Annotated in this window: 18 protein-coding genes and 1 tRNA gene; 5 read left to right on the top strand and 14 right to left on the bottom strand. The window is 66.6% G+C overall.

What is annotated here, in order from left to right:
• The first annotated feature begins 79 nt into the window (after positions 1–79).
• Positions 80–886, top strand: a complete 807-nt coding sequence (locus Q8T13_00970) for a DUF4159 domain-containing protein (protein ID MDP3716321.1) — start codon at positions 80–82, stop codon at positions 884–886.
• A 1-nt stretch (position 887) separates the two neighbouring features.
• On the opposite strand, the gene Q8T13_00965 is transcribed toward Q8T13_00970, so the two are convergent.
• Positions 888–1,934, bottom strand: coding sequence for a formylglycine-generating enzyme family protein (locus Q8T13_00965; GenBank protein ID MDP3716320.1), 1,047 nt, complete (start codon positions 1,932–1,934; stop codon positions 888–890).
• A 293-nt stretch (positions 1,935–2,227) separates the two neighbouring features.
• Here Q8T13_00965 and gnd point away from each other — a divergent pair, with 293 nt between their 5' ends.
• The 3 genes from gnd to Q8T13_00950 are packed head-to-tail and all read left to right on the top strand — an operon-like array spanning position 2,228 to position 7,244.
• Positions 2,228–3,241 carry a decarboxylating 6-phosphogluconate dehydrogenase gene (gnd, locus tag Q8T13_00960; protein ID MDP3716319.1) on the top strand — a complete coding sequence of 338 codons (1,014 nt, stop codon included), beginning with the start codon at positions 2,228–2,230 and terminating at the stop codon, positions 3,239–3,241.
• Positions 3,238–4,617: a glucose-6-phosphate dehydrogenase gene (gene zwf / locus Q8T13_00955; protein MDP3716318.1), complete on the top strand. Its 1,380-nt coding sequence runs from the start codon at positions 3,238–3,240 to the stop codon at positions 4,615–4,617. The genes gnd and zwf overlap by 4 nt, the downstream gene beginning before the upstream one ends.
• A complete protein-coding gene (locus Q8T13_00950; protein MDP3716317.1) occupies positions 4,614–7,244 on the top strand; it encodes a glucosidase in 2,631 nt (876 codons plus the stop codon). Before zwf ends, Q8T13_00950 begins: the two co-directional genes overlap by 4 nt.
• A gap of 120 nt (positions 7,245–7,364) precedes the next feature.
• On the opposite strand, the gene Q8T13_00945 is transcribed toward Q8T13_00950, so the two are convergent.
• The 7 genes from Q8T13_00945 to Q8T13_00915 all read right to left on the bottom strand — a co-directional run bounded on the left by Q8T13_00945 (position 7,365) and on the right by Q8T13_00915 (position 15,728).
• On the bottom strand, positions 7,365–8,186 hold the full coding sequence (locus Q8T13_00945) for a DUF3014 domain-containing protein (protein MDP3716316.1): 822 nt from the start codon (positions 8,184–8,186) through the stop codon (positions 7,365–7,367).
• Between the two features lie 122 nt (positions 8,187–8,308).
• The gene (locus Q8T13_00940; GenBank protein MDP3716315.1) at positions 8,309–10,021 is read right to left on the bottom strand and encodes an amidase family protein; all 1,713 of its coding nucleotides are present in this window, start codon (positions 10,019–10,021) and stop codon (positions 8,309–8,311) included.
• A gap of 40 nt (positions 10,022–10,061) precedes the next feature.
• Entirely contained in the window at positions 10,062–10,979 is a 918-nt protein-coding gene (locus tag Q8T13_00935; protein MDP3716314.1) for an RluA family pseudouridine synthase, read from the bottom strand.
• A gap of 84 nt (positions 10,980–11,063) precedes the next feature.
• A complete protein-coding gene (locus tag Q8T13_00930) occupies positions 11,064–12,542 on the bottom strand; it encodes a DegQ family serine endoprotease (GenBank protein ID MDP3716313.1) in 1,479 nt (492 codons plus the stop codon).
• Positions 12,543–12,656: 114 nt separating this feature from the next.
• Positions 12,657–14,045: a HAMP domain-containing sensor histidine kinase gene (locus Q8T13_00925; GenBank protein ID MDP3716312.1), complete on the bottom strand. Its 1,389-nt coding sequence runs from the start codon at positions 14,043–14,045 to the stop codon at positions 12,657–12,659.
• Positions 14,026–14,700, bottom strand: coding sequence for a response regulator transcription factor (locus tag Q8T13_00920; GenBank protein ID MDP3716311.1), 675 nt, complete (start codon positions 14,698–14,700; stop codon positions 14,026–14,028). Before Q8T13_00920 ends, Q8T13_00925 begins: the two co-directional genes overlap by 20 nt.
• A gap of 101 nt (positions 14,701–14,801) precedes the next feature.
• Positions 14,802–15,728 (bottom strand): transporter substrate-binding domain-containing protein, encoded by a 927-nt coding sequence (locus Q8T13_00915; protein MDP3716310.1) that lies wholly within the window; start codon positions 15,726–15,728, stop codon positions 14,802–14,804.
• A gap of 51 nt (positions 15,729–15,779) precedes the next feature.
• Here Q8T13_00915 and Q8T13_00910 point away from each other — a divergent pair, with 51 nt between their 5' ends.
• The gene (locus Q8T13_00910) at positions 15,780–16,751 is read left to right on the top strand and encodes a hypothetical protein (GenBank protein ID MDP3716309.1); all 972 of its coding nucleotides are present in this window, start codon (positions 15,780–15,782) and stop codon (positions 16,749–16,751) included.
• Here the strand turns inward: Q8T13_00910 and Q8T13_00905 are convergent.
• The 6 genes from Q8T13_00905 to gap all read right to left on the bottom strand — a co-directional run bounded on the left by Q8T13_00905 (position 16,675) and on the right by gap (position 20,784).
• Entirely contained in the window at positions 16,675–16,977 is a 303-nt protein-coding gene (locus Q8T13_00905; protein MDP3716308.1) for a GIY-YIG nuclease family protein, read from the bottom strand. The two genes, Q8T13_00910 and Q8T13_00905, sit on opposite strands and share 77 nt — an antisense overlap.
• 179 nt (positions 16,978–17,156) lie before the next feature.
• Positions 17,157–17,243 (bottom strand) — tRNA-Leu (locus tag Q8T13_00900).
• 56 nt (positions 17,244–17,299) lie between these two features.
• Positions 17,300–17,629: a preprotein translocase subunit SecG gene (secG, locus tag Q8T13_00895; protein ID MDP3716307.1), complete on the bottom strand. Its 330-nt coding sequence runs from the start codon at positions 17,627–17,629 to the stop codon at positions 17,300–17,302.
• 15 nt (positions 17,630–17,644) lie between these two features.
• Positions 17,645–18,403 carry a triose-phosphate isomerase gene (tpiA, locus tag Q8T13_00890; protein ID MDP3716306.1) on the bottom strand — a complete coding sequence of 253 codons (759 nt, stop codon included), beginning with the start codon at positions 18,401–18,403 and terminating at the stop codon, positions 17,645–17,647.
• A gap of 117 nt (positions 18,404–18,520) precedes the next feature.
• Positions 18,521–19,720, bottom strand: a complete 1,200-nt coding sequence (locus Q8T13_00885) for a phosphoglycerate kinase (GenBank protein MDP3716305.1) — start codon at positions 19,718–19,720, stop codon at positions 18,521–18,523.
• 71 nt (positions 19,721–19,791) lie between these two features.
• Positions 19,792–20,784, bottom strand: a complete 993-nt coding sequence (gap, locus tag Q8T13_00880) for a type I glyceraldehyde-3-phosphate dehydrogenase (GenBank protein MDP3716304.1) — start codon at positions 20,782–20,784, stop codon at positions 19,792–19,794.
• Positions 20,785–20,834 lie beyond the last annotated feature (50 nt).

Here is a 20,834-nt window from a genome sequence, read left to right as displayed (position 1 = left end):
CTGGACCTGCTCTTGGTTCGCGGCGGCCGAACGGAATTACCCGCCGGCCGCCACGCCCCGTTTCTCCTATACTGACCCGGTGAAACGCCTCGCTCTGGTCGTCGCGTTAGCGCTTGTCGCCGCTGCCAGCGGCGAAGCGCAGCGCCGCGGCGGCCGCGGCTTCGACCTGCAGTTTGCCACGACCGACGACTTCGACGGCCGCTTCCAGTTCTGCCGCGCCGCGTTCCGCCAGAACCGTGCCGGCGATGGCGCCAACTGGGCTGTGGACTATCCCCGCGCCGACATTAACCTATCGATTCGCCTGTCGGAACTCACCAAGACCACGGTCGCGTTCGACGGTCCCCAGGATCCCCGTCACGCCGTCGTCCGCCTGACCGATGACGCGCTGTTCCAATGTCCGTTCGTGATGATGACCGAGGTGGGCGCCGCGTACCTGGATGAGGCAGAGGCCGCTGCCCTGCGCACCTACGTCGACAAGGGCGGCTTCCTGTGGGCCGACGACTTCTGGGGCGAGTATGCCTTCCAGGTCTGGGCGGAACAGCTGGCGAAGGCCCTGCCGCCCGCCCAGTACCCAATCATTGACCTGCCGCCGGATCACCCGTTGTTTCGCGCGCAGTTCATCCTCGCCGGTATGCCGCAGATTGCCTCGATCGGCCACTGGTGGAACAGCGGCGGCGGCACTTCCGAGCGTGGTTCCGACAGCGCGGTGCCAAACGCACGCGCCATTGTTGACGGCCACGGGCGCATTCTCGTGCTGATGTCGCACAACACCGACATTGGCGATTCGTGGGAAGAGGAAGCGTCGAACCCCCAGTACTTCTACGAAATGTCCAGCAAGGGCTACGCGTTCGGGATCAATGTGCTGGTCTACGCGATGTCCCACTAACCTACGGCACGCCCGGTCTCGCCGCGCTGACCAAGCGGAACCCGACGTGGTTGGTTGCGGTGCTGCTTTCGCCTTTGCCACGAGTGCCCACCATGTAGCGCGAGCAGTACTGGTCCGTGCACAGGAACGAACCGCCGCGGTGGACGCGCTTCTTCTCACCCGGCTCCGCAGGGTCGAACGATGTCGAGGGTCCCTGCGGGTTGCGCGCCACGCCCCCCGCCGAAGCGAGCCGGGCGTAGTAGTCAGGCCGATACCAGTCGGCGACCCACTCCCACACGTTCCCCGCGACGTCGTACAGGCCGTAGCCATTCGGGGTGAACTGGCCGACCGGCCCAATGCCGCGAAAGCCGTCTTCGCCGTTGTCGTGATCGGGGAAGTGTCCTTGATGGCTGTTGGCCATCGCGCGACGGCTATTGGCCGACGCGCGGTTGGCCGGCATGAAGTCGTCGCCCCACGGATAGAGCTTTCCGTCCAGACCGCCTCTCGCGGCAAATTCCCACTCCGCTTCGGTCGGCAACCGCTTGCCCGCCCACGTGGCATAAGCCACGGCATCATCGAAGGCGATCTGGACGACCGGAAACTGATCGCGGCCCTTCAGGTTGCTCGCGGGGCCTTCCGGCTGCCGCCAGTTCGCATGCCTGACGTACGACCACCACTGAAAGTGATCGTTCAGCAGCACCGGGTGCGCCGGCGGCGTGAACACGACGGAGCCGGCGAACAGGTCCTCGGGCGAGGCGCCGGGGAAGTCTTCCGCGCGAGGCACGCGCTCCGCAATCGTCACGTACTTCGTCGCGGCGACAAACGTCGCGAACTGCGCATTGGTGACCTCGGTAGCGTCCATCCAGAAGCCATCGACGTAAACGCGGTGAATCGGCCGCGAGTCCCGCGTCGCTTGCATGCCGACCTCGTTCATGCCCGGCGCCTCGGCGGCGCCCATGGAGAACTCACCGCCGGGAATCCACACCATGCCCTCTGGAGGTCCGCCCGCCGGCCGGCTCGAATTCTCGACGGTTGGCCGAAACTCCGACACCGTTGCGGTTGTGGTCATCGCTGAGGTGGCCGGCCCGTTCGGCGACCCACCCACCGGTGAGTGATCAGGGCGCGCAAACCACCATCCGGCTCCCACAATCAACGCGACGGCCACGAGAATGGGTCCCCATGGCGGGGTGGCGGACGAGTGCGGGGACCCCGCGCGAGGATGCTGCTTTCGTGAACTTCTACCGCCCATTGATTCCTTATGCTACCGCTCCCTGCCGTCGCCGCCGCGGATGAGCACGAACGGCCGTAAACTGGCTTTGGCCGCGCCGGCGAGTCGGGCGAGTACCTCATCAGGAGCACACGATGCAGATCGGCATGATCGGACTGGGGCGGATGGGCGCGAACATGGTGCGACGCTTGATCAAGGGCGGCCATGCCGCGGTCGGCTACGATCGCTCTGCCGAGGCCGTGGCGGAAGTGACCGCCGATGGCGCGACCGGCGCCGCGTCACTGGCGGAGTTCGTCCAGCAGCTGTCCCCTCCGCGAACCATCTGCATGATGGTGCCGGCCGCCATCGTCGATCGCGTGATTGACGAGCTGCGGCCCCTGCTGTCGAGCGACGATGTCATCATCGATGGCGGCAATTCGCACTATCACGACGACATCGCCCGCGCCTCCCGGCTGGCTGCCGACGGCCTGCACTACATCGACATGGGCACCTCCGGCGGCGTGTGGGGGCTCGAGCGCGGCTACTGCCTGATGATCGGTGGCGAAGCCGCCATCGTCCAGCGGCTCGAACCCATGTTCAAGACGCTGGCGCCCGGCATTGGCGCGATCCCGCGCACCGCGGGCCGCGCCGCGCTCGGCGGCACCGCCGAACATGGCTACCTGCACTGCGGCCCGGCTGGCGCCGGCCACTTCGTCAAGATGATCCACAACGGCATTGAATACGGCATGATGGCCGCCTACGCCGAGGGCCTCAACATCCTGCATCGGGCCAACATCGGCAAGCCGACCCACCCGCACGACGCCGACGCGACGCCGCTGCGCAATCCCGAGCATTTCCAGTACGACTTCAACCTGGCCGACATCACCGAAGTCTGGCGTCGTGGCAGTGTGGTCACCTCGTGGTTGCTCGATCTCACGGCTGACGCACTGGCGACCGATCCGGCGCTCGATCAGTTCGGCGGCCACGTGTCGGACTCCGGCGAGGGCCGCTGGACGGTGCAGGCGGCCAACGACGCGGGCGTGCCCGCGCATGTTCTGGCGGCCTCGCTGTTCGCGCGGTTTGCGTCGCGCGATCAGGACCTGTTCCAGAACAAGGTGTTGTCGGCCATGCGCCTGGGGTTCGGCGGTCACCTCGAGAAGAAGGCGTGACCGGGAGCCGCGACCGCAGCGACGCGCTGGTCTTCTTCGGCGCCACCGGTGACCTCGCCTACAAGAAGATTTTCCCGGCCCTGCAGGCCATGGCCCGGCGCGGTCAACTCGATGTCCCGGTGATCGGGGTGGCGTGGTCGGGATGGACGCGCGACCAACTCGTCGAGCGCGCGCGCGCCAGCGTTACCGAGTACGGCGGCCTCGACGAGCACGCGTTTGCGATCCTCGCCGCCCGCCTGCGCTACGTTGACGGCGACTACAACGATCCGGCGACGTTTGCCGCGCTCAAGAAGGAGCTTGGCGGGGCGAAGCGGCCGGCGCATTACCTCGCGATTCCCCCCAGCCTGTTCCCCGCCGTGGTGCAGAACCTGGCCGCCGCCGGTTGCGTGGCCGGCGCGCGCGTCATTGTCGAGAAACCGTTCGGCCGCGACCTCGCCTCGGCGCGTGAGTTGAGCGAGACGCTGCACCGGTTCATTCCCGAGCACAGCATTTTCCGGATCGATCACTACCTCGGCAAGGAAGCGGTCCAGAACATCCTTTACTTCCGCTTCGCCAACGCGATGCTCGAGCCGATTTGGAACCGGCACTATGTCGAGAACGTGCAGATCACCATGGCCGAGTCGTTCGGGGTGAGCGGCCGCGGCAGCTTCTATGAAGAAACCGGCGTCATTCGCGACGTGATCCAGAATCACCTGTTCCAGGTGCTGGGACTGCTGGCCATGGAAGCGCCATCGAGCACGGTCTCCGACGCGATTCGCTCGGAACAAGCCAAGGTGCTGCGCACAGTGCGTCCCCTGGATCCCGGCGACCTCGTGCGTGGCCAGTTCAAAGGCTACCGCGACGAAGCCGGCGTGGCGGCCGACTCCGAGGTCGGCACGTTCGCGGCGCTGAAGCTGTGGATCGACTCCTGGCGCTGGCAGGGCGTGCCGTTCTTCGTGCGTGGCGGCAAGAAGCTGGCGACCACCTGCACGGAAGTGATGGTCGAGTTCAAGAACTCGCCGCAGGTGGTGTTCGACGAGGCGGCGCCGGCCCACGGAAACTACGTGCGGTTTCGACTGGGCCCGGATGTGGAAATTGCCATTGGCGCGCGCGTGAAGCAGCCGGGCGACGGACTCACCGGCCGGCCGGTGGAACTGCTGGCCGTGCCGCCATCGCACGGGACGATGGATGCATACGAGCGCCTGCTGGGCGATGCGCTCGACGGCGACCCGACGCTCTTCGCCCGCCAGGACGTCGTCGAAGCGGCCTGGGCGATCGTCGATCCGCTGCTGGACTTGCCGCCGACCGGCTTGCACTTCTACGACCAGGGCACGTGGGGGCCGGCGGAAGCCGAGCGGCTCACCGCTGACGTGGGCGGCTGGAATACGCCGAAGTGAAGGGTTCCGCGGAGCGCGAGCGACTCGAGAGCGATCACGAGTGGAACGCGCCCTGGCGACTGTGGGGACCATATCTGAGCGAGCGGCAGTGGGGCACCGTCCGCGAGGACTACAGCGACGATGGCGACGCGTGGGGTCACTTCACGCACGACCAGGCCCGGTCGCGCGCCTATCACTGGGGCGAAGACGGCCTGGCCGGCTTCAGCGACCACAAGCAGCGCCTGTGTTTCGCCCTCACGCTCTGGAACGGCCGCGATGCGATCCTGAAAGAACGGCTGTTCGGCCTGAACAACGGTGAGGGCAATCACGGCGAGGACGTCAAGGAATACTACTTCTACCTCGACGCGACGCCAACGCACTCGTACATGAAGTGGCTGTACAAGTATCCGCACGCGGCGTTCCCGTATGAAGACCTGGTGCGCACCAACGCCGGCCGGTCGCGCCACGAGTTCGAGTACGAGCTGATCGACACCGGTGTCTTCGACGGCGATCGCTACTTCGACGTGCAGGTCGAATACGCCAAGGCGTCGCCGGAGGAAGTGCTGATCCTGATCACGGCGACCAACCGGGGGCCGGAAGCCGCCACGATCGACCTGCTGCCGACGCTGTGGTTTCGCAACACGTGGAGCTGGTGGCCCGACGCCAAGAAGCCCCGGCTCGAGGCGGATGGGCGCAGGGTGAAGGCCTCGCACGCCAAGCTGGGCGAGCGCTGGCTGCACTGCCAGGGCGAGGCGTCGCTGCTGTTCACCGAGAATGACACGAACACCGCCCGGTTGTACGGGACACCGAATGCGCAGCCGTACGTCAAGGACGCCTTTCACGAGTTCGTCGTGCACGGGAACGCCGCCGCGGTGAATCCAGCACGGACCGGCACCAAGGCGGCCGCGCACTATCGGCTCGACCTCGCCGCCGGTCAGTCGGCCTCGGTGCGGCTGTGCCTGAGCGATCGGGCGACGTCGGCCGAGGCGTTCGCGTCGTTCGATCAGACGATCGCGATTCGCCAGCGCGAGGCGGATGAGTTCTATGCAACGCTGACGCCGGCGTCGGTCGAGGCCGACGCGGCGCTGACCATGCGGCAGGCGTTTGCCGGTCTGTTCTGGACGAAGCAGTATTACTTCTTCGATGTGAACCTGTGGCTGCGCGAGCACGGCGTGAATCCGTTGCATCCGCCGCCGGGCTGTACCATCAGGAACCTCAACTGGTTCCACATGCTCAACGAGGACATCATCTCGATGCCCGACAAGTGGGAGTACCCGTGGTACGCCGCCTGGGACCTGGCCTTCCACGCCGTCGCCATGTCCGCGGCGGATCCGGACTTTGCCAAGCACCAACTCGTGCTGATGCTGAAGGCGCGCTACCAGCACGCCGACGGTGAACTGCCCGCCTACGAATGGAATTTCAGCGACGTCAACCCGCCGGTGCATGCGTGGGCGACCCTGTTTCAGTACCGCGTGGAGGAGGCGCAACGCGGCCACGGCGACCTCGACTTCCTCAAGCGCGCGTTCGGCAAGCTGCTGATCAACTTCACCTGGTGGGTGAATCGCAAGGACCGTCTGGGCAAGAGCGTGTTTGACGGTGGCTTTCTCGGCCTCGACAACATCGGCGTGTTCGATCGCAGCGCCGAATTGCCGACCGGCGGCCACCTCGAGCAGGCCGACGGCACCGCGTGGATGGCGATGTTCTGCCAGAACATGCTCGAGATCGCCATCGAGCTGGCCGCTCACGACCCGACCTATGACGAGCTCGCGTACAAGTTCGCCGAGCACTTCCTGTGGATTGGCGCCGCCCTGAACAAGCCTGGCGACGATGGCATGTGGGATGAGGCGGATGGGTTTTACTACGACGTCCTGCGGCTGCCGGATGGCCGGGCGCAGCGGCTGAAGGTCCGGTCGCTGGTGGGCCTGTTGCCGCTCTGTGCCACGACGGTGATCGAGCCGGCGCAGCGCGATCGCGTGCCGGCCATCGCGCGCGCCGTGAACCGGCGGTTCACGCACATGCCGGAACTGGCCGCCAGCATCCACCCAACCGGTGCGCAACACATGAACGCCGAGGGGCGGACGCTCGCGGCCGTCGTTTCTCCTGAGCGGCTGCGGCGCATCCTGGCCCGGATGTTGGATGAAGAGGAATTCCTGAGCCCCTATGGCATCCGCTCGCTGTCCCGCTTTCACGAACAACATCCGTATACCGTGCATGCCGGCGGCCAGGATCACACCGTGGCTTATCTGCCGGCCGAGTCCGACAGCGGCATGTTCGGCGGCAATTCCAACTGGCGCGGCCCGGTGTGGATCCCGATGAATGCGCTGCTGATTCGCGCGCTGTCACAGTTTCATGCCTATTACGGCGATGATTTTCGGATCGAGTGCCCAACCGGTTCTGGCGTGATGATGACGCTCGCCGAGGTGGCGAGGGAGCTCACCAGCCGTCTGCAGCGCATCTTCCTTCGCGATGACGAGGGACGGCGCCCCGTGTTCGGCGGCTGCGAGACGTTCCAGCGTGATCCGCTATGGCGCGACCATGTGCCGTTCTACGAGTACTTCCACGGCGACAACGGCGCCGGCCTTGGTGCCAGCCACCAGACGGGATGGACCGCGCTCATTGCCGAACTCTCGCGACGAGTGGCCAAATGACCGGCCGGCCAGACACCGCTACTGACTGCGTCGGTTCGCCTCGGTCGAGGCGCCCTAGACGGCTTACAGGAGTTCAAGAGATCACGAGAGATGTTTTCTCCTGATCTCATCAGCTCCTGTTTACTGGTCAATCCCGCTCTGCAGGGCCCGCAACCACACCAGCATTGCGTCGGTGTGGGCCGGGCCCATGCGAATCAGCTGCTTCTGCGTGGACGTGAGCGACTCCAGCTTGGGATCGGCGTAGGCCCACCGCGCGCCGGCCCCTTCCACCAGCACGATCGGATCTTTCACCACCGGTGTGTCGAGCAGGAGGTCGAGCGCCTGCCGCATCGCGGTATCGACGTTGCCCCCCGGGTGGCCCATGTTCTGGTACGCCTCGTTCAGCCGCGGGCGGATGGTCTTGTAGATCCGGGCGACCGCCGAGGCATCGATGGTCGTGACCGTGGTGACGAGGCCGTTGTAGCGCCGGTAGCCGGAGGGATCGATCGTGCGGCGGTTACCGCTCCGCGCGACCGACAGCCGCGAGGTCGGCGCCAGTTCCATGAATCCGCCCGCGGGGTTGTCGCCTTGGGAAGCCTTGGCGATCGCCGCCGCCAGTTGCCGCACCAGGTCGTCGGTGGCCAGCCAGCGCACCAGTTCCGGCCGGGTCGAGAGCGCCTGCAGCAACGGCCGCAGGAAGCCGTCCATCTCATCAAGCGGCGGCAACGCGACCGGCGGTGGCGCTGCCGCCGTGAGCGGCACCTCGGTGGCGGCCACGGCGGCCGGCGTCGCGTTGACCGGCGCCGGTCTGCGCCACATCCACCACGCACCGCCGCCGAGCAACGCCAGGATCGCCACGGCACCGATCGCGATCGGCAGCAGCGGTGGGCCGTCAGGCGCCCGGTCGCCGAATTCCGGTGTCGGCGCGCGCTCAATCGGCTGTTCGTCCGGTTCGTATTCCATTAATGACCTGCCTTAAATACAACCACGAAGGCCACGAAGGGCATCACGAAGCACACGAATCAATTCGTGGGCTGACAAACGCTGCTTCGCGTCCTTCGTGGTGTCCTTCGTGTCCTTCGTGGTTACGGGGCGCTCGGCGGCGGGACGCGCCGCTTCGATGCCTGCTCGAACGCATACGCCAACTCGATCAACCGCGGCTCGCTGCAGGCCATGCCGGTAAAGCTGACGCCGAACGGCGCGGGCGCGAGCGAGAAGCCCTCGGGATAACCTGCCGGCGCTGAACCAGCGCTCGTCGCCGGCGGCTGGGGCACGAACAGCCCGAAAGGCACGATCACGGTCGGGTAGCCCGGCTTGGCCGCGATCCCGGCGCCGCTCGCGCCCGGGAACAGCAGCGCGTCGAGCTTCTGCGCCTTCATGACCTCGTCGATGCCGTGGGTCGCGGCCAGCTGGATGTCCCTGTCGCGATCGACCTGCCACTTCGCGCGATCCTTTTCGAGATCGAGCAGGTCCGAACTATCAAGGTTGACCTGCGCGTACTTGATCGCGTTGCGATTGGCGTGCGCGGTATTGAAGGCGCGCAGTTCTGCGAGCGTCTTCACCGGCGCCCCCGGGCCGAGCGTGGCGAGCCACGCATTGAAGTCGCGCTTCATTCCGTACCACAGCACCGACGAACAATTCGGATCGCGCGGGCCGTTGCTGCATCCGCCGCCCCAGAGCAGGAAGTTGTTGTTCGGGTCCTGGTCGACCACGCTGGGAATGTCGGCGTCAACGATCGTCGCGCCTTCCTGCTTGAGGATCTCGATCGCGTCGGCCATCGACTTGGCTTGCGCCTCGTTCAGGCCGCCGCGGGGGTTCTTCTCGCCCGGTGGCGTGATGCGATCGTAGTAGTTCGCGCGCGGAATGCCGATGCGGGCGCCCTTCAGTCCCTCGCGCTTGAGAAACGGCGTGTAGTCGCGATTGGGCGGTGCCTGGCACGCGGTGGTCGCCGCATCGTTGGGATCGGGCGCGGCGCTTTCGAGCGCGCCGAACAGGATCGCGGCATCGGTCACCGACCTGGCCATCGGCCCAGCCGTATCCTGATCGGCGGTGATCGGAATAATGCCGTGACGGCTGACGCGGCCCACGGTTGGTTTGATGGCAGCAAGCATGTTCTGGTTCGCCGGACTCAAGATCGATCCCGACGTCTCTGTACCGACGTTCGCGGCCCAGAAATTGGCGGCCGTCCCAACGCCCGAGCTGGATCCGCCCGTGTTCAAGACCGGCCGGCCGTCGTTCAGCCCCTGCCGCGGGTCGCGGCGAGGGTCGTACGGATTCATCGCGTAGCCGACCACCGCGTTGTAGTTGCCGGGCATGCCGTTGGTCACGAAATTGGCCAACTCGGTGAGCGTCGTCTTCGCGATGATCACCGCGCCGGCGTCCCGCAGGTTCGTGGTCAGCGTGGCGTCGTACGACGGCACCAGGTTCTCGAACGCGATCGCACCGCCGGTGGTGCGGAGGTCGGTGGTGTGAATGTTGTCCTTGAGCGCGATCGGGATGCCATGAAGCGGACCGCGGACCTTGCCCGCCTGGCGCTCCTGATCGAGTCGGTCGGCCTCCTGCAACGCTTTCGGGTTCACGGTGACGATGGCGTTGAGCTTGTCGTTGTAGAGCGCGATGCGCACCAGGTACTGCTCGACGATTTGACGGGACGTGATGCGCCCCTCCTGCATCGCCTGCTGCATGTCGGGAATCGTGGCCTCGACGACCGAGAACGGGGCTGGTGGCGGAGGCGGTGTGGGGGCGCAGGCACCGACCAGGGCGGCGGCGAGGATCAGCGTAAATGCGGACGGTTTCATGCGGGCATCATGCGCCGAAGCGAGCAGGGCCCGCAAGCGCTTAGCTGCGCGACCGGAGTTTCTTCAAGACCGCTTCGAAATCTTCTGGCGGCGGCGCTGCCACCGCGATTGGGGCGCCCGTCAGCGGATGCTGAAACGCCAGCGTCCACGCGTGCAGCATGTTGCGCTTCGCCACGGCCTTGGCGCTGCCGGTCCTCGACTGGCGCGCGTCGCCCTCGACATACACTCGCTCGCCCAGCAGCGGATGACCAAGCTGCTCGAGGTGCAGGCGAATTTGATGCTGCCGGCCCGTGTGCAGGCGCAACTCCAGCAGCGCTGCGTCTTTCAGCCGTTCCTTCACCCGGTAGTCGGTCGCCGCCTCGAGCCCCTCGTCATCGTCATCAACCAGCTTCCGGCGTCCGCTGCGATAGCCGGTCGAGATCTTCGCCTCAATCGTGCCTTGTGGCGGGTTGGGAATGCCCTGCACAATCGCCAGGTAGTGGCGTTCGAAGGCGTGGCGCTTGAACATCTCGCGTCCCGCCGCATGCGCGTCCTTCGAGAGCGCGACCGCGAGGGATCCAGACGTGTCGCGATCGAGGCGGTGCAGCATACCAACGTACGACTTGTGGCCCAGCTTGAAGGCCATGTACTCGCGCACGCGCTTCAGCACGGTGTCTTCGGAACTGCCCGCGTCTGGACTCGAGGGAATGGAGAGCAGGCCAGCCGGCTTGTTGAGCACGATGATGTGCTCGTCCTCGTGGAGAATCGGGAAGTTGGCGCGGGCTCGCGATTGGGCGGGGCGGTTGCGATTGAGCTCGATGCGCGCGGTCGGCCCGCTCTCGACGGCCTCGTCTCGCTGGATCTGGCCGTCGACGGTGACCTGCCCCTTGGCAATGGCTTCGCGGATCTGGCGCCACGATAGATCGGGATGCGCCTCTTTCAGGCGCTTGTCGAGTCGGATCGTATCGGGGCCTGGCACGGTTACGTCTGAATCATGGCAGTTTTTGCAACGTTGCAGAAACTGAAATGAATTCGCGTGTAACCGTGCCAGGCCCCTTAACAACTAGCCGCGCGGAGCGCGCAGCGGCACGAAGAACGAGCTGCTGCCGCGGGCCACGAGCAGGACGACCGGCTTATCCGACGCCGCGTCCAGTCCTGCCCGCACCTGCTCGGTCGAGCGGACGCTCCGCCCGTTGATCTGCTGGATCACGTCGCCTTCCCGCAGGCCGGCGGAAGCCGCCGCGCCCGACGGATCGATGGCGGTGATCGCCACGCCTTCCACGTCGCGGGGCAACTCCAGCCGATTCGCGATCTGCGGCGTCAGCGGCTCGATCGTCAAGCCGAACTTGCCAGCACCGCTGGGGCCCGCGCCCTCGCTGCGATTGGCCGCCGTGCCGGCCGCCATCTCTTCGAGGGTCGCCTTGACCTCGTTCGACTTGCCTTCACGCAACACCTGCAGCGTCACCGTGCTGCCAGGCGTGGTCGCGGCAATCTCGTTGCGGAACGCGTTCGTGTCGACCACCGGACGACCCTGGTAGCCCAGGATCACGTCGCCCCGCTTGAGCCCCGCGCGAGCCGCTGCGCCGCCGGGAGTCACATCACTGACCAGCGCGCCCTCGGTCTTGTCGAGGCCCAGGCCCGCCGCCAGGTCGCTCGTGACGCCCTGCACCGTGACGCCGAGCCGGCCGCGACGCACCCGGCCGTTGCTCACGAGCTGATCCATCACGTGCTTCGCCATGTTCGAGGGCACCGCGAAGCCAATGCCGATGCTGCCGCCCGACGGCGACAGGATCTGCGAGTTGATCCCCACCAGTTCGCCGGCCGTGTTCACCAGCGCGCCGCCCGAGTTGCCCTGGTTGATGGGCGCGTCGGTCTGCAGGAAATCCTCGTAGCTGCCGTCGCCAAAACCGGTCGCACGGCCCTTCGCGCTGACAATGCCCATGGTCACGGTCTGTCCCACGCCGAGCGGGTTGCCCACCGCGAGCACCAGGTCGCCCACGCGCATGGCCGTGGAGTCGCCGATCGGCACCACCGGCAGGTCGGCCGCGTCGATCTTGATCACCGCCAGGTCACTCGGCTCGTCGGCGCCAATCAGCTTCGCGTCGAGCACGCGGCGATCCGACAACTCGACCTGGATGCGGGCCGACCCCTCGACCACGTGGTTATTCGTCAGGATGTAGCCGTCGGTGGAGACGATGACTCCCGAGCCGAGGCCGCGCTGCAGTGGCGGCGGCATCGGCCTGCCGCCGCGCGGCGCGCGCTGCCCGAACAGGTCGCCGAAGCCTTCCGGCAGTTGCGGCAGCTGCGTCATCCGTGGCGACGCGCTACGCTCGGTTCGAATGGTGACGACTGCCGGGGTGACCTTGGCCACCACGTCGGCGAACCCCTGGGTGACCACACGGCCCTGACCGGCGTCTGCCGCGACGGGCGCGGTAATAGCGGCCTGGGCGACGGGACTGGCCGGCACGCCGATCCAAGCGCCCAGGCTGGCGGCGCCCAGGGCGAGTGCGACGGCTCCGGCTCTCATTTGTGAACGGGTCATTACACCCTCCTCTTTCGTCTTCATGCTTAGTAAGACGTGGGAGGGTCTTGCAGGAGCCTTACCGCAGCATTACAACCGTGTAATGCCGGGAGTCGGGAGTCGGGAGTCGGCCGACTACTTCGGCAGGGTGATTGTGAATGTCGAGCCGTGGCCGGGGGCGCTCTCCACCGCGACCCTGCCGCCCTGGGCCTCCACTGAAGCCCGAACGAGGCTCAGGCCCAGGCCCAGGCCGCGGGTCGTGCGGCTCTGGTCGCCTCGGTACAGGCGATCCCAGATGCGCGGGATCTCATGCTCGGGGATCCCGGCGCCGGTGTCGCGCACGCTGATGGTGACGCCGCCGCCGTCAGGCCTGCCGGCCTCAAGCTCCACGCGCCCGCCCGGCGGCGTGTACTTGATCGCGTTATCGACGAGATTGGCCAGCGCCTGGCGCAGGCGATCGCGGTCGGCGGTCACGATTAGATGTTCGGACACCCGCGCGTGCAGCGTCACGCCGGCGTCTTCGGCGGTGTCTTCGTAGACCGCTGTCACTTCGCCCACGAGCTTCGCCACATCAACGGGCTGCCGGTTCAGCTTCATGGTGCCGGTCTCAGCCTCGGAGATGTCCATCAGCGTCGTCAGCATCGACAGCACGCGCTCTGATTCTTCCAGGCAGTCTGACAGCGCCTCCCGGTGACGGGCCGGGTCGGCGGTGGCCAACGCCGATTCGGCCGTGACGCGCAGGCGCGTCATGGGCGTGCGCAGGTCGTGCGCGACGTGGTCGAGGGCGTTGTGCATGCCGTGGATCAACGTGGTGATCCGCGCCAGCATCGCGTTGAACAACCCGCTCAACTCGTCGACCGCATCGCCGCTGCCGTAGACCGGCACGCGGTCGTCGGTCTGCCCGGTGCGGAGAATGCGCTGCACCGCATCGCGCAGGTCGCGCAGCGGCTTGAGCGTCGAGCGCGTCAGGAAGAAGCCGCCGATGATGCCAATGGCGACGGCCGCGGCGGCGCCGAGCAGGAGCACGCGACGGAAGTTCGCCAACAACTGGTCGCGCGATTCGCTGGTCTTGCCGACCTGCAGCACGGTGCCGCCGCCGAGCGTCAACGTGGCCACCTCGAGCACCGCGTTGCGATCGCGTGCGGGTACCTGTCCCCAGATGTCGTTGGGGCCGCCGGGCAGCGCCGACAGGTCGAACGCGCCCCAGGTTTCGGGCAGCGAGTAGAGCAGCACATCCTGGAACGGCCCGACCAGCCGCACGAACAGCGGCTCGCGCAGTCCCGACCGTTGTTCGATCTCGATCGCGCGGGCCAGCGCCGGCAGGCCGCCGGCCTGGTAGCGCGTCGCGTACTCGCGAAGCGTGGACTGGATGATGTCGTGGTCGCGGGTCTCGAGCGACGCCGCGAGCAGCCCGTAGGTCAGCCCGGCGATGATGAACGTGCTGGCGAGGAAGGTGCCGAGGTACCACGCCGCGAGCCGGAGGCCGAGGGCCTGGCTGGCGCGCTCAATCCAGCTTGAGGACATAGCCCGCTCCGCGCACGGTATGAATCAGCCTGGTCGCGAACCCTTCGTCGACCTTGTCGCGCAGCCGCGAGACCAGTACGTCGACCACGTTGGTGCCCGGGTCGAACGAGTAGCCCCAGACCTGCGACAGGATCATGGTCTTCGACAGCACGCGGCCGGGGTGCCGCATCAGGTACTCGAGCAGGGCGAACTCGCGCGGCCGCAGGTCCAGGGCCTGGCCGGCGCGCTCGACCTTTCTCGACAGCAGGTCGAGGGACAGGTCGCCCACGACTAGCCGCGTCACTTCCGGTGTGCCGCCGCCTCGGCGCAGCAGCGCCTGGACCCGCGCCAGCAACTCGGCGAAGGCAAACGGCTTGGTCAGGTAGTCGTCGCCGCCGGCCTGCAAGCCCTTCACGCGGTCGTCAACGGTGTGGCGCGCACTCAGGATCAGCACCGGCGTCTGCACTTTCTTCGCCCGCAGTTGCTCGATCAATGCGAGGCCGTCCAGTCCCGGCAGCATCACGTCGATGACGGCGGCATCGTACGTCCCGTTCAACGCCTTGCGGAGGCCGTCGGGTCCGGTGGCGGCCACGTCGACGACGAACCCCGCCTCGCGTAGCCCCTGGGCCACGAAGTCGGCGATCACGGAGTCGTCTTCAGCAACCAGGATGCGCATAACGTAGCTAATAGCCTGTCTTGATAATCTGCGGCTGGTAGTCTGCGTTAATCTGCGGCTCGTAATCTGCGTCAAGTCTGTGGCTGTGACCCATCTGCGGCTCAGGGCTTCGGCCGGTGCGTGGCGAAGAAGGCGTTGATTGCCTCGAGCATCTGCGTGGCGTCCTTGCGCGTGACCCACGCGATCACGCCGTCCTGGCTCACCGCCACGTCCCGGTTCGCCGCCACGCTCGTCAGCTCGCGCTGCCGCGCGTCGAAGATGTAGTCGTCGGCCAGCGTTGCGGGGAAGGTGCCTTCGTTCACGCGGTCCAGCAGGTCCTCGTCCGTCAGCGCTTCGTCGGCCATGGCAATGCGGGCGGGTTGGCGATCGATCTTCTTCAGCTGCTCGTTCAGGCGCACCAGGCTCGCGTGGTGATCGCTGCTCTTGCGCACGTGAATGCTGCGGCCGGCGACGTCTTCCAGGCTCACGAGTGGCCGCTCGCCTCTCCCGGTGACGATCAACTCGCGAATGCCGGTCAGCGTCGGCGTGGCAAAGGCCACCTGGTCGTCGCGCTCGAACGTCTGCCGGAGGTTGGCGGCAATGTCGCCGCGCCCGGCCAGCAGGTCGGCCACCAGGGCATTCTCAGGGGTGGGGATGAAGACCACCGAGATCGGCGCCTGTCCGGGCCCCAGGCGGCTGGTCACAAAGCGCGCAAACGTCACGCCCGCGTCGTAGGTCGCGCCGCGCTGACGGTCGTTGTCCACGAAGTAGTAGGTGCGGCTCCGCGCCACGAGAATGCGGATGCGGCCGCGCTTGGCCATGGCGTCAAGGTCGCCCAGGGCCGGCGCCTTGATCAGGGCAAGGGCGCCCGCTGATGGCGGTGGTTCAGGCGCCGCTTCCTCGATCGGCCGGCGTGCGGCCGGCGCGGGTGAGGCAGGCGCCGGGGCGACCGTTGGCGTCGCATTCGCCGGTGGTGAGTCAGCGCGGCCGCACGCGCCGGCGCCGACCACCAGGGTCGCGATGAGGAGCCGGCAGGCGAAGCGTGTCATGTCGGGATTTTCTCACGGCTAGGCTAGGATGGGATCGAACGTGCGCGAAACGTGATCGCCGGCATCAACTATCCCTGGACCATCGTCAACGGCCGGCCCAACTACGGCTGCGACTTCGGCCGCAATATCTGGAACAGCCACACCGGCGTCTCGACTCATGTCGATGACGTGCAAGCCGATCTCCATGCGATGGCCGGCCTGGGCATCGAGGTCGTGCGGTGGTTTGTGTTCACCGATGGTCGCGGCGGAATACGGTGGGGCGCCGATCGCCGCTGCGATGGCCTGGACACCCTGTTCTTCACCGACATGGACGCGGCCCTGACGTGCGCGCGCGATGCCGGCGTGCGCCTGTGCCTGGTGCTGTTCGATTACGCCTGGATGCACGATCCGATGAGGCGGGCCATGGCGGCGTCCGCTCGCGATCGGGCCGGGATGATTGGCGCGTTGGTCGAGCCGCTGCTTGATGCCTACGGCACGGCCGGCGCGCGCGCCGACCTCGGGCAGGCCATCCACTCGTTCGACATCATCAACGAGCCGGATTGGGTGACGGCCGGCCTCGAGCCGCCCTTTGGCCGCGAGACCTTGACCCTCGACGAACTGCGGGCGTTCGTGGGCGACGTGTCAGCCAGCATTCACGCGCGCTCCTCGGCCCTGGTCACGCTGGGCGGGGGTCGCGTCCGCTTCGCGACCGAATGGGACCATCCCGCGTACGGCCTCGACTTCATCCAGGTGCATTCGTACCCTGACGTGCGCTACCAGGATCGAGACCTCTCCGTGTTTGGCCGCAGCGCGGCGAGTTTCGGATTGAGCAAGCCGCTGTTGATCGGTGAGCATGCCGCGAGTCCGCGACAGCATCCGCCCGATCACCTGCCGCCGGCGTACTGGCCCGAGGATTACCAGGCGCTCGCCCGCGATGGCGGCTATCTGGGCGCCTGGCCGTGGAGCTTCAAGGGTGTTGACGCGTTCGGCACCGTCGGCCGCGCGGGGCCGGCGCGTTCATCGGGGCCAGACGGCGATCGATGAGGGCCTGCTTCTTTGCCTGTGTCCATCGCTTGAGCTGATGCTCACGCGTGACCGCGCCCGGCAGCGTAGAGTGCTCCTCTGCGTAGACCATGGTCACAGGCCGTCGGGATGCCGTGTAGGCTGAGCCGTGGCCGTCGTTGTGGGCTTTCGCGCGAGCGGCGAGGTCGTGGGTGTGGCCCACGTACAAGGTGCTATCCACACAGCGAAGGAGATACACGAATGGCATGACGCCGACGACGATGCCATCGTCTGGTGTTGGTTAGCAAAGGGGTTTGGAGTTTGCCCTTCGATGCGCAATAGGCTCGCCTTCGGCGAACCTATTGCTTACTCAGGACATTCGACCCGTGGATGGCCCGCCATGAGCGAACCTGCGGTTCGCCGGAGGCGAACCGTAGGTGAGTCGAATGGTGCGGAAGAGAGGACTCGAACCTCCACGGGATTGCTCCCGCTAGCACCTCAAGCTAGTGCGTCTGCCAATTCCGCCACTCCCGCAGGCAGATAGAAAGTATAGACCAGTTTCTGGCAGGGCCGCACTTCAGTGCGCCCGGCTACGGCGTGCTGTTACCCGGTGCCGGAGTCGCCGGCGGCGCGGCCGGGGCCGGGGCAAGGGGCGGAGCGTCGATGCCGCCGACCACCGATCCTGGACCCCGCTGGCCCCAGATCGTGAGCGTAATCGCGCCAATCACGAACAGGGCCGCAAGCACCGCGGTCGCCCGGGTCAGCAACGTGGCGCCCGAACGCGCGCCGAACACCGCCTGGCTGCTGCCGCCCCCAAACGCGCTCGCAATATCGCCGCCTTTACCCTGCTGCAGCAGGATCGTGATGATCAGCAGCACGCAGATAACGACGTAACCGGTGATGATGGCGTAATAAATCATGGCAAGAACTTCCGATTATATCGCCGCGCCGCGGATGATGGCAAGGAAGCTCTTCGGGTCGAGGCTGGCCCCTCCAACCAGAGCCCCGTCCACGTCGGGCTGGGCGATGAGCTTGGCGATGTTGTCGGGCTTCACACTTCCGCCATACAGAATGCGGCACCGATCCGAGGACTCGAGCCCAAACCACTGTTTGAGCCGCTGCCGGATGTGGAAATGGGCCTCGCCGGCCTGGGCCGGCGTGGCGTTGCGCCCGGTCCCAATCGCCCATACCGGCTCGTAGGCCAGGACCATGGCCGCCAGCTGTTCGCCGGTGGCGCCGTCCAGGCCTTCCTTGATTTGCCGATCGAGCACCGCCAGCGTCTCGTTCCGGTCGCGCTGCTCGAGCGTTTCGCCAATGCACACGATCGGTGTCAGGCCCGCGCCGAGCGCCGCATTCATCTTCTTGTTGACGGTGGCGTTGGTCTCGCCAAAGAGCGTCCGGCGTTCGGAGTGGCCGACGATGACGAACCGCGCACCGGTCTCGCGCACCATGCCCGCGCTGATTTCGCCCGTGAACGCGCCTTCGCGCTCCCAGTGCACGTTTTGTGCGCCGACGCCAACACTGCTGCCGGCCGCCGCCTGCGCCGCTGCCGCCAGCGACGTAAACGGCGGCGCGATCACGATCTCGACGCTGCCCACGTCCTTGATCAACCCGCGCAACTCGGCGACGTAGGCCGCGGTCTCGGCCGCGGTCTTGAACATCTTGAAGTTGCCGGCGATCAGCGGTGTGCGCATAGTCTCAACGCAACCACGAAGCACGCGAAGGGTCCACGAAGCACGCGAATATTGGTTTTCTTAAGTAAGGCATCGCGTCCCTCGTGATTCCGTCTTCGTGTCCGTCGTGGTCGCCTTTCATTTCTTGTCGGGTAACGCCGCTACTCCAGGCAACTCGGCGCCGCCGAGGAATTCCAGCGAGGCGCCGCCGCCCGTCGAGATGTGCGTGATCTTGTCGGCGACGTGAGCGGCGTTGATCGCGGCCACCGAATCGCCGCCGCCGATGATGGTCGTGCCCTGCACCTGGGCCACGGCCTGGGCCACCGCCAAGGTGCCCTTGGCAAACGGCGCCAGTTCGAACACGCCCATCGGGCCGTTCCAGACCACCGTCTTGGCATCGGCCAGCAGGCCAGCATAGAGCCGCGATGTTTCGGGGCCGATGTCCAGGCCCATGCGATCGCCAATCGCCGCGTCGCCCACCTTCAATACCTCGGTGGCCGCGGCCGCGTCGAGCGCCGCCGCTACCACGTGATCGACCGGCAGTTGCAGCACCACTCCGCGAGCCTGGGCGTGCGCGATGATCGTGCGCGCCTCGTCCTGCTTGTCGTCTTCGACGAGCGACTTGCCGACCGGCATGCCGAGCGCCTTGAAGAACGTGTAGGCCATGGCGCCGCCGACGAGCAGCCGATCCACCCGGCCGAGCATGCCGTCGATCACATCGATCTTGTCCGACACCTTGGCGCCGCCCATCACCGCCACGAACGGACGATCCGGCTCGCCCAACGCGAGGCCGAGATAGGTGAGCTCCTTCTCCATCAACAGTCCCGCGCCCGCTTCAGCAAAGTGCGGGACTATGGCCGCCACCGACGCGTGCGCCCGGTGCGCCGCGCCAAAGGCGTCGTTGATGTAGATGTCGCCGAGCGTGGCCAGCTCTTCGGCGAAGGCAGGGTCGTTCTTCTCTTCCTGGGCGTGGAAGCGCAGGTTCTCGAGCAGCACGAGCTTCGATCCGCCCGCGGCGTGCGCCGCTTCGACCGCGCGAATGGCAGCGCGACCGATACAGTCGTCGGCAAACGTGACTTGCCGCTTGAGCAGTTCGCCGAGCCGCGCCGCCACCGGCTTGAGGCTAAACTCGGGCGCCGGCTTGCCCTTGGGCCGCCCCAGGTGTGACGCGAGGATGGCCGTTCCGCCCTGGTCCAGCACGTGCTGGATGGTCGGCAACGTCGACGTGATCCGGGTGTCGTCGGTAATCGCGCCGTTCTTGAGCGGCACGTTGAAGTCCACGCGGATGAAGACGCGCTTCCCGGCGACGGAGAAATCCTTGAGCGAATGTTTGGTCATGGTGTTGGGAGGGCCGAGGCTTCAGCCTCGGCCTCAGGCGAGGGCTAAAGCCCTCGCCCTCCGTTCCGGCCCTACAATTTCTTGAGAAGGTCCACGCAGCGGTTCGAGTAGCCCCACTCGTTGTCGTACCAGGCCATCACCTTGATGAAGTCGCCGTCGAGCACCTTGGTGTACGCCGCGTCGATGATCGACGAGTGCGGATTGCCGCGGAAGTCGATCGACACCAGCGGCTCGGTCACATACTGCATGATGCCGGCCATGGGGCCGTCGGCGGCCGCCTTGAACGCCGCGTTGATCTCCTCGGCCGAGGCCTTCTTGTCGAGGATGGCCACCAGGTCGACCACCGAGACGTTCGGTGTCGGGACGCGCATCGAGATGCCGTCGAGCTTGCCCTTGAGCGCCGGCAGGACCTCGCCCACCGCCTTGGCCGCGCCGGTCGTGGTCGGAATGATCGACAACGCCGCCGCCCGGGCCCGGCGCAGGTCCTTGTGGGGCAGGTCCAGCAGGTTCTGATCGTTGGTGTAGGCGTGAACGGTGGTCATCCAGCCCTTGCGAATGCCGAAGGTCTCGTGCAGGACCTTGGCCAGTGGCGCCACGCAGTTCGTGGTGCACGACGCGTTCGACACGATGTGGTGCTTGGCGCCGTCGTAATCCTGTTCGTTGACGCCCAGGACCACCGTGACGTCAGGATTGGTCGCTGGCGCCGTGATGATGACCTTGCGCGCGCCCGCCGCCAGGTGCTTGGCCGCATCGTCGCGCTTGGTGAACTTGCCGGTGCACTCGAACACGATGTCGACGCCCAGGGCCTTCCACGGCAGCGCCCCGGGGTCCTTGCTGGCCAGCACCTTGAACTGGTCGCTGCCCACCTGAATGGTGTCACCCGTGGCGGTGACCGGCACACTCAAGTTGCCCAGCACCGAGTCGTACTTGAGCAGGTGCGCCAGCGTGGCCGCATCGGTAATGTCGTTGACGGCGACGATGTCGACATCGTGGTGGGCGAGCGCCGCCCGCATGATGTTTCGCCCAATGCGTCCGAACCCGTTGATGCCAACTTTGATAGCCATGAGCAAGGGATTGTACAACCCTGTTCGACAAACCTGAAGGATGCCGGTAG

This window comes from Acidobacteriota bacterium (genome assembly GCA_030697165.1).
In the GTDB taxonomy this organism is placed as follows: Bacteria; Acidobacteriota; Vicinamibacteria; order Vicinamibacterales; family UBA2999; genus 12-FULL-67-14b.
This window is presented reverse-complemented; position numbering and strand designations above follow the sequence as displayed.

What these genes read in the sequence shown, in the direction of transcription:
- Q8T13_00925 (MDP3716312.1), bottom strand. Translation starts at nt 14,045, where the DNA reads ATGTCCTCAAGCTGGATTGAGCGCGCCAGCCAGGCCCTCGGCCTCCGG.
- Q8T13_00930 (MDP3716313.1), bottom strand. Translation starts at nt 12,542, where the DNA reads ATGACCCGTTCACAAATGAGAGCCGGAGCCGTCGCACTCGCCCTGGGC.
- Q8T13_00915 (MDP3716310.1), bottom strand. Translation starts at nt 15,728, where the DNA reads ATGACACGCTTCGCCTGCCGGCTCCTCATCGCGACCCTGGTGGTCGGC.
- Q8T13_00940 (MDP3716315.1), bottom strand. Translation starts at nt 10,021, where the DNA reads ATGAAACCGTCCGCATTTACGCTGATCCTCGCCGCCGCCCTGGTCGGT.
- Q8T13_00905 (MDP3716308.1), bottom strand. Translation starts at nt 16,977, where the DNA reads ATGCCATTCGTGTATCTCCTTCGCTGTGTGGATAGCACCTTGTACGTG.
- tpiA (MDP3716306.1), bottom strand. Translation starts at nt 18,403, where the DNA reads ATGCGCACACCGCTGATCGCCGGCAACTTCAAGATGTTCAAGACCGCG.
- Q8T13_00965 (MDP3716320.1), bottom strand. Translation starts at nt 1,934, where the DNA reads ATGACCACAACCGCAACGGTGTCGGAGTTTCGGCCAACCGTCGAGAAT.
- Q8T13_00945 (MDP3716316.1), bottom strand. Translation starts at nt 8,186, where the DNA reads ATGGAATACGAACCGGACGAACAGCCGATTGAGCGCGCGCCGACACCG.
- gap (MDP3716304.1), bottom strand. Translation starts at nt 20,784, where the DNA reads ATGGCTATCAAAGTTGGCATCAACGGGTTCGGACGCATTGGGCGAAAC.
- secG (MDP3716307.1), bottom strand. Translation starts at nt 17,629, where the DNA reads ATGATTTATTACGCCATCATCACCGGTTACGTCGTTATCTGCGTGCTG.
- Q8T13_00885 (MDP3716305.1), bottom strand. Translation starts at nt 19,720, where the DNA reads ATGACCAAACATTCGCTCAAGGATTTCTCCGTCGCCGGGAAGCGCGTC.
- Q8T13_00920 (MDP3716311.1), bottom strand. Translation starts at nt 14,700, where the DNA reads ATGCGCATCCTGGTTGCTGAAGACGACTCCGTGATCGCCGACTTCGTG.
- gnd (MDP3716319.1), top strand. Translation starts at nt 2,228, where the DNA reads ATGCAGATCGGCATGATCGGACTGGGGCGGATGGGCGCGAACATGGTG.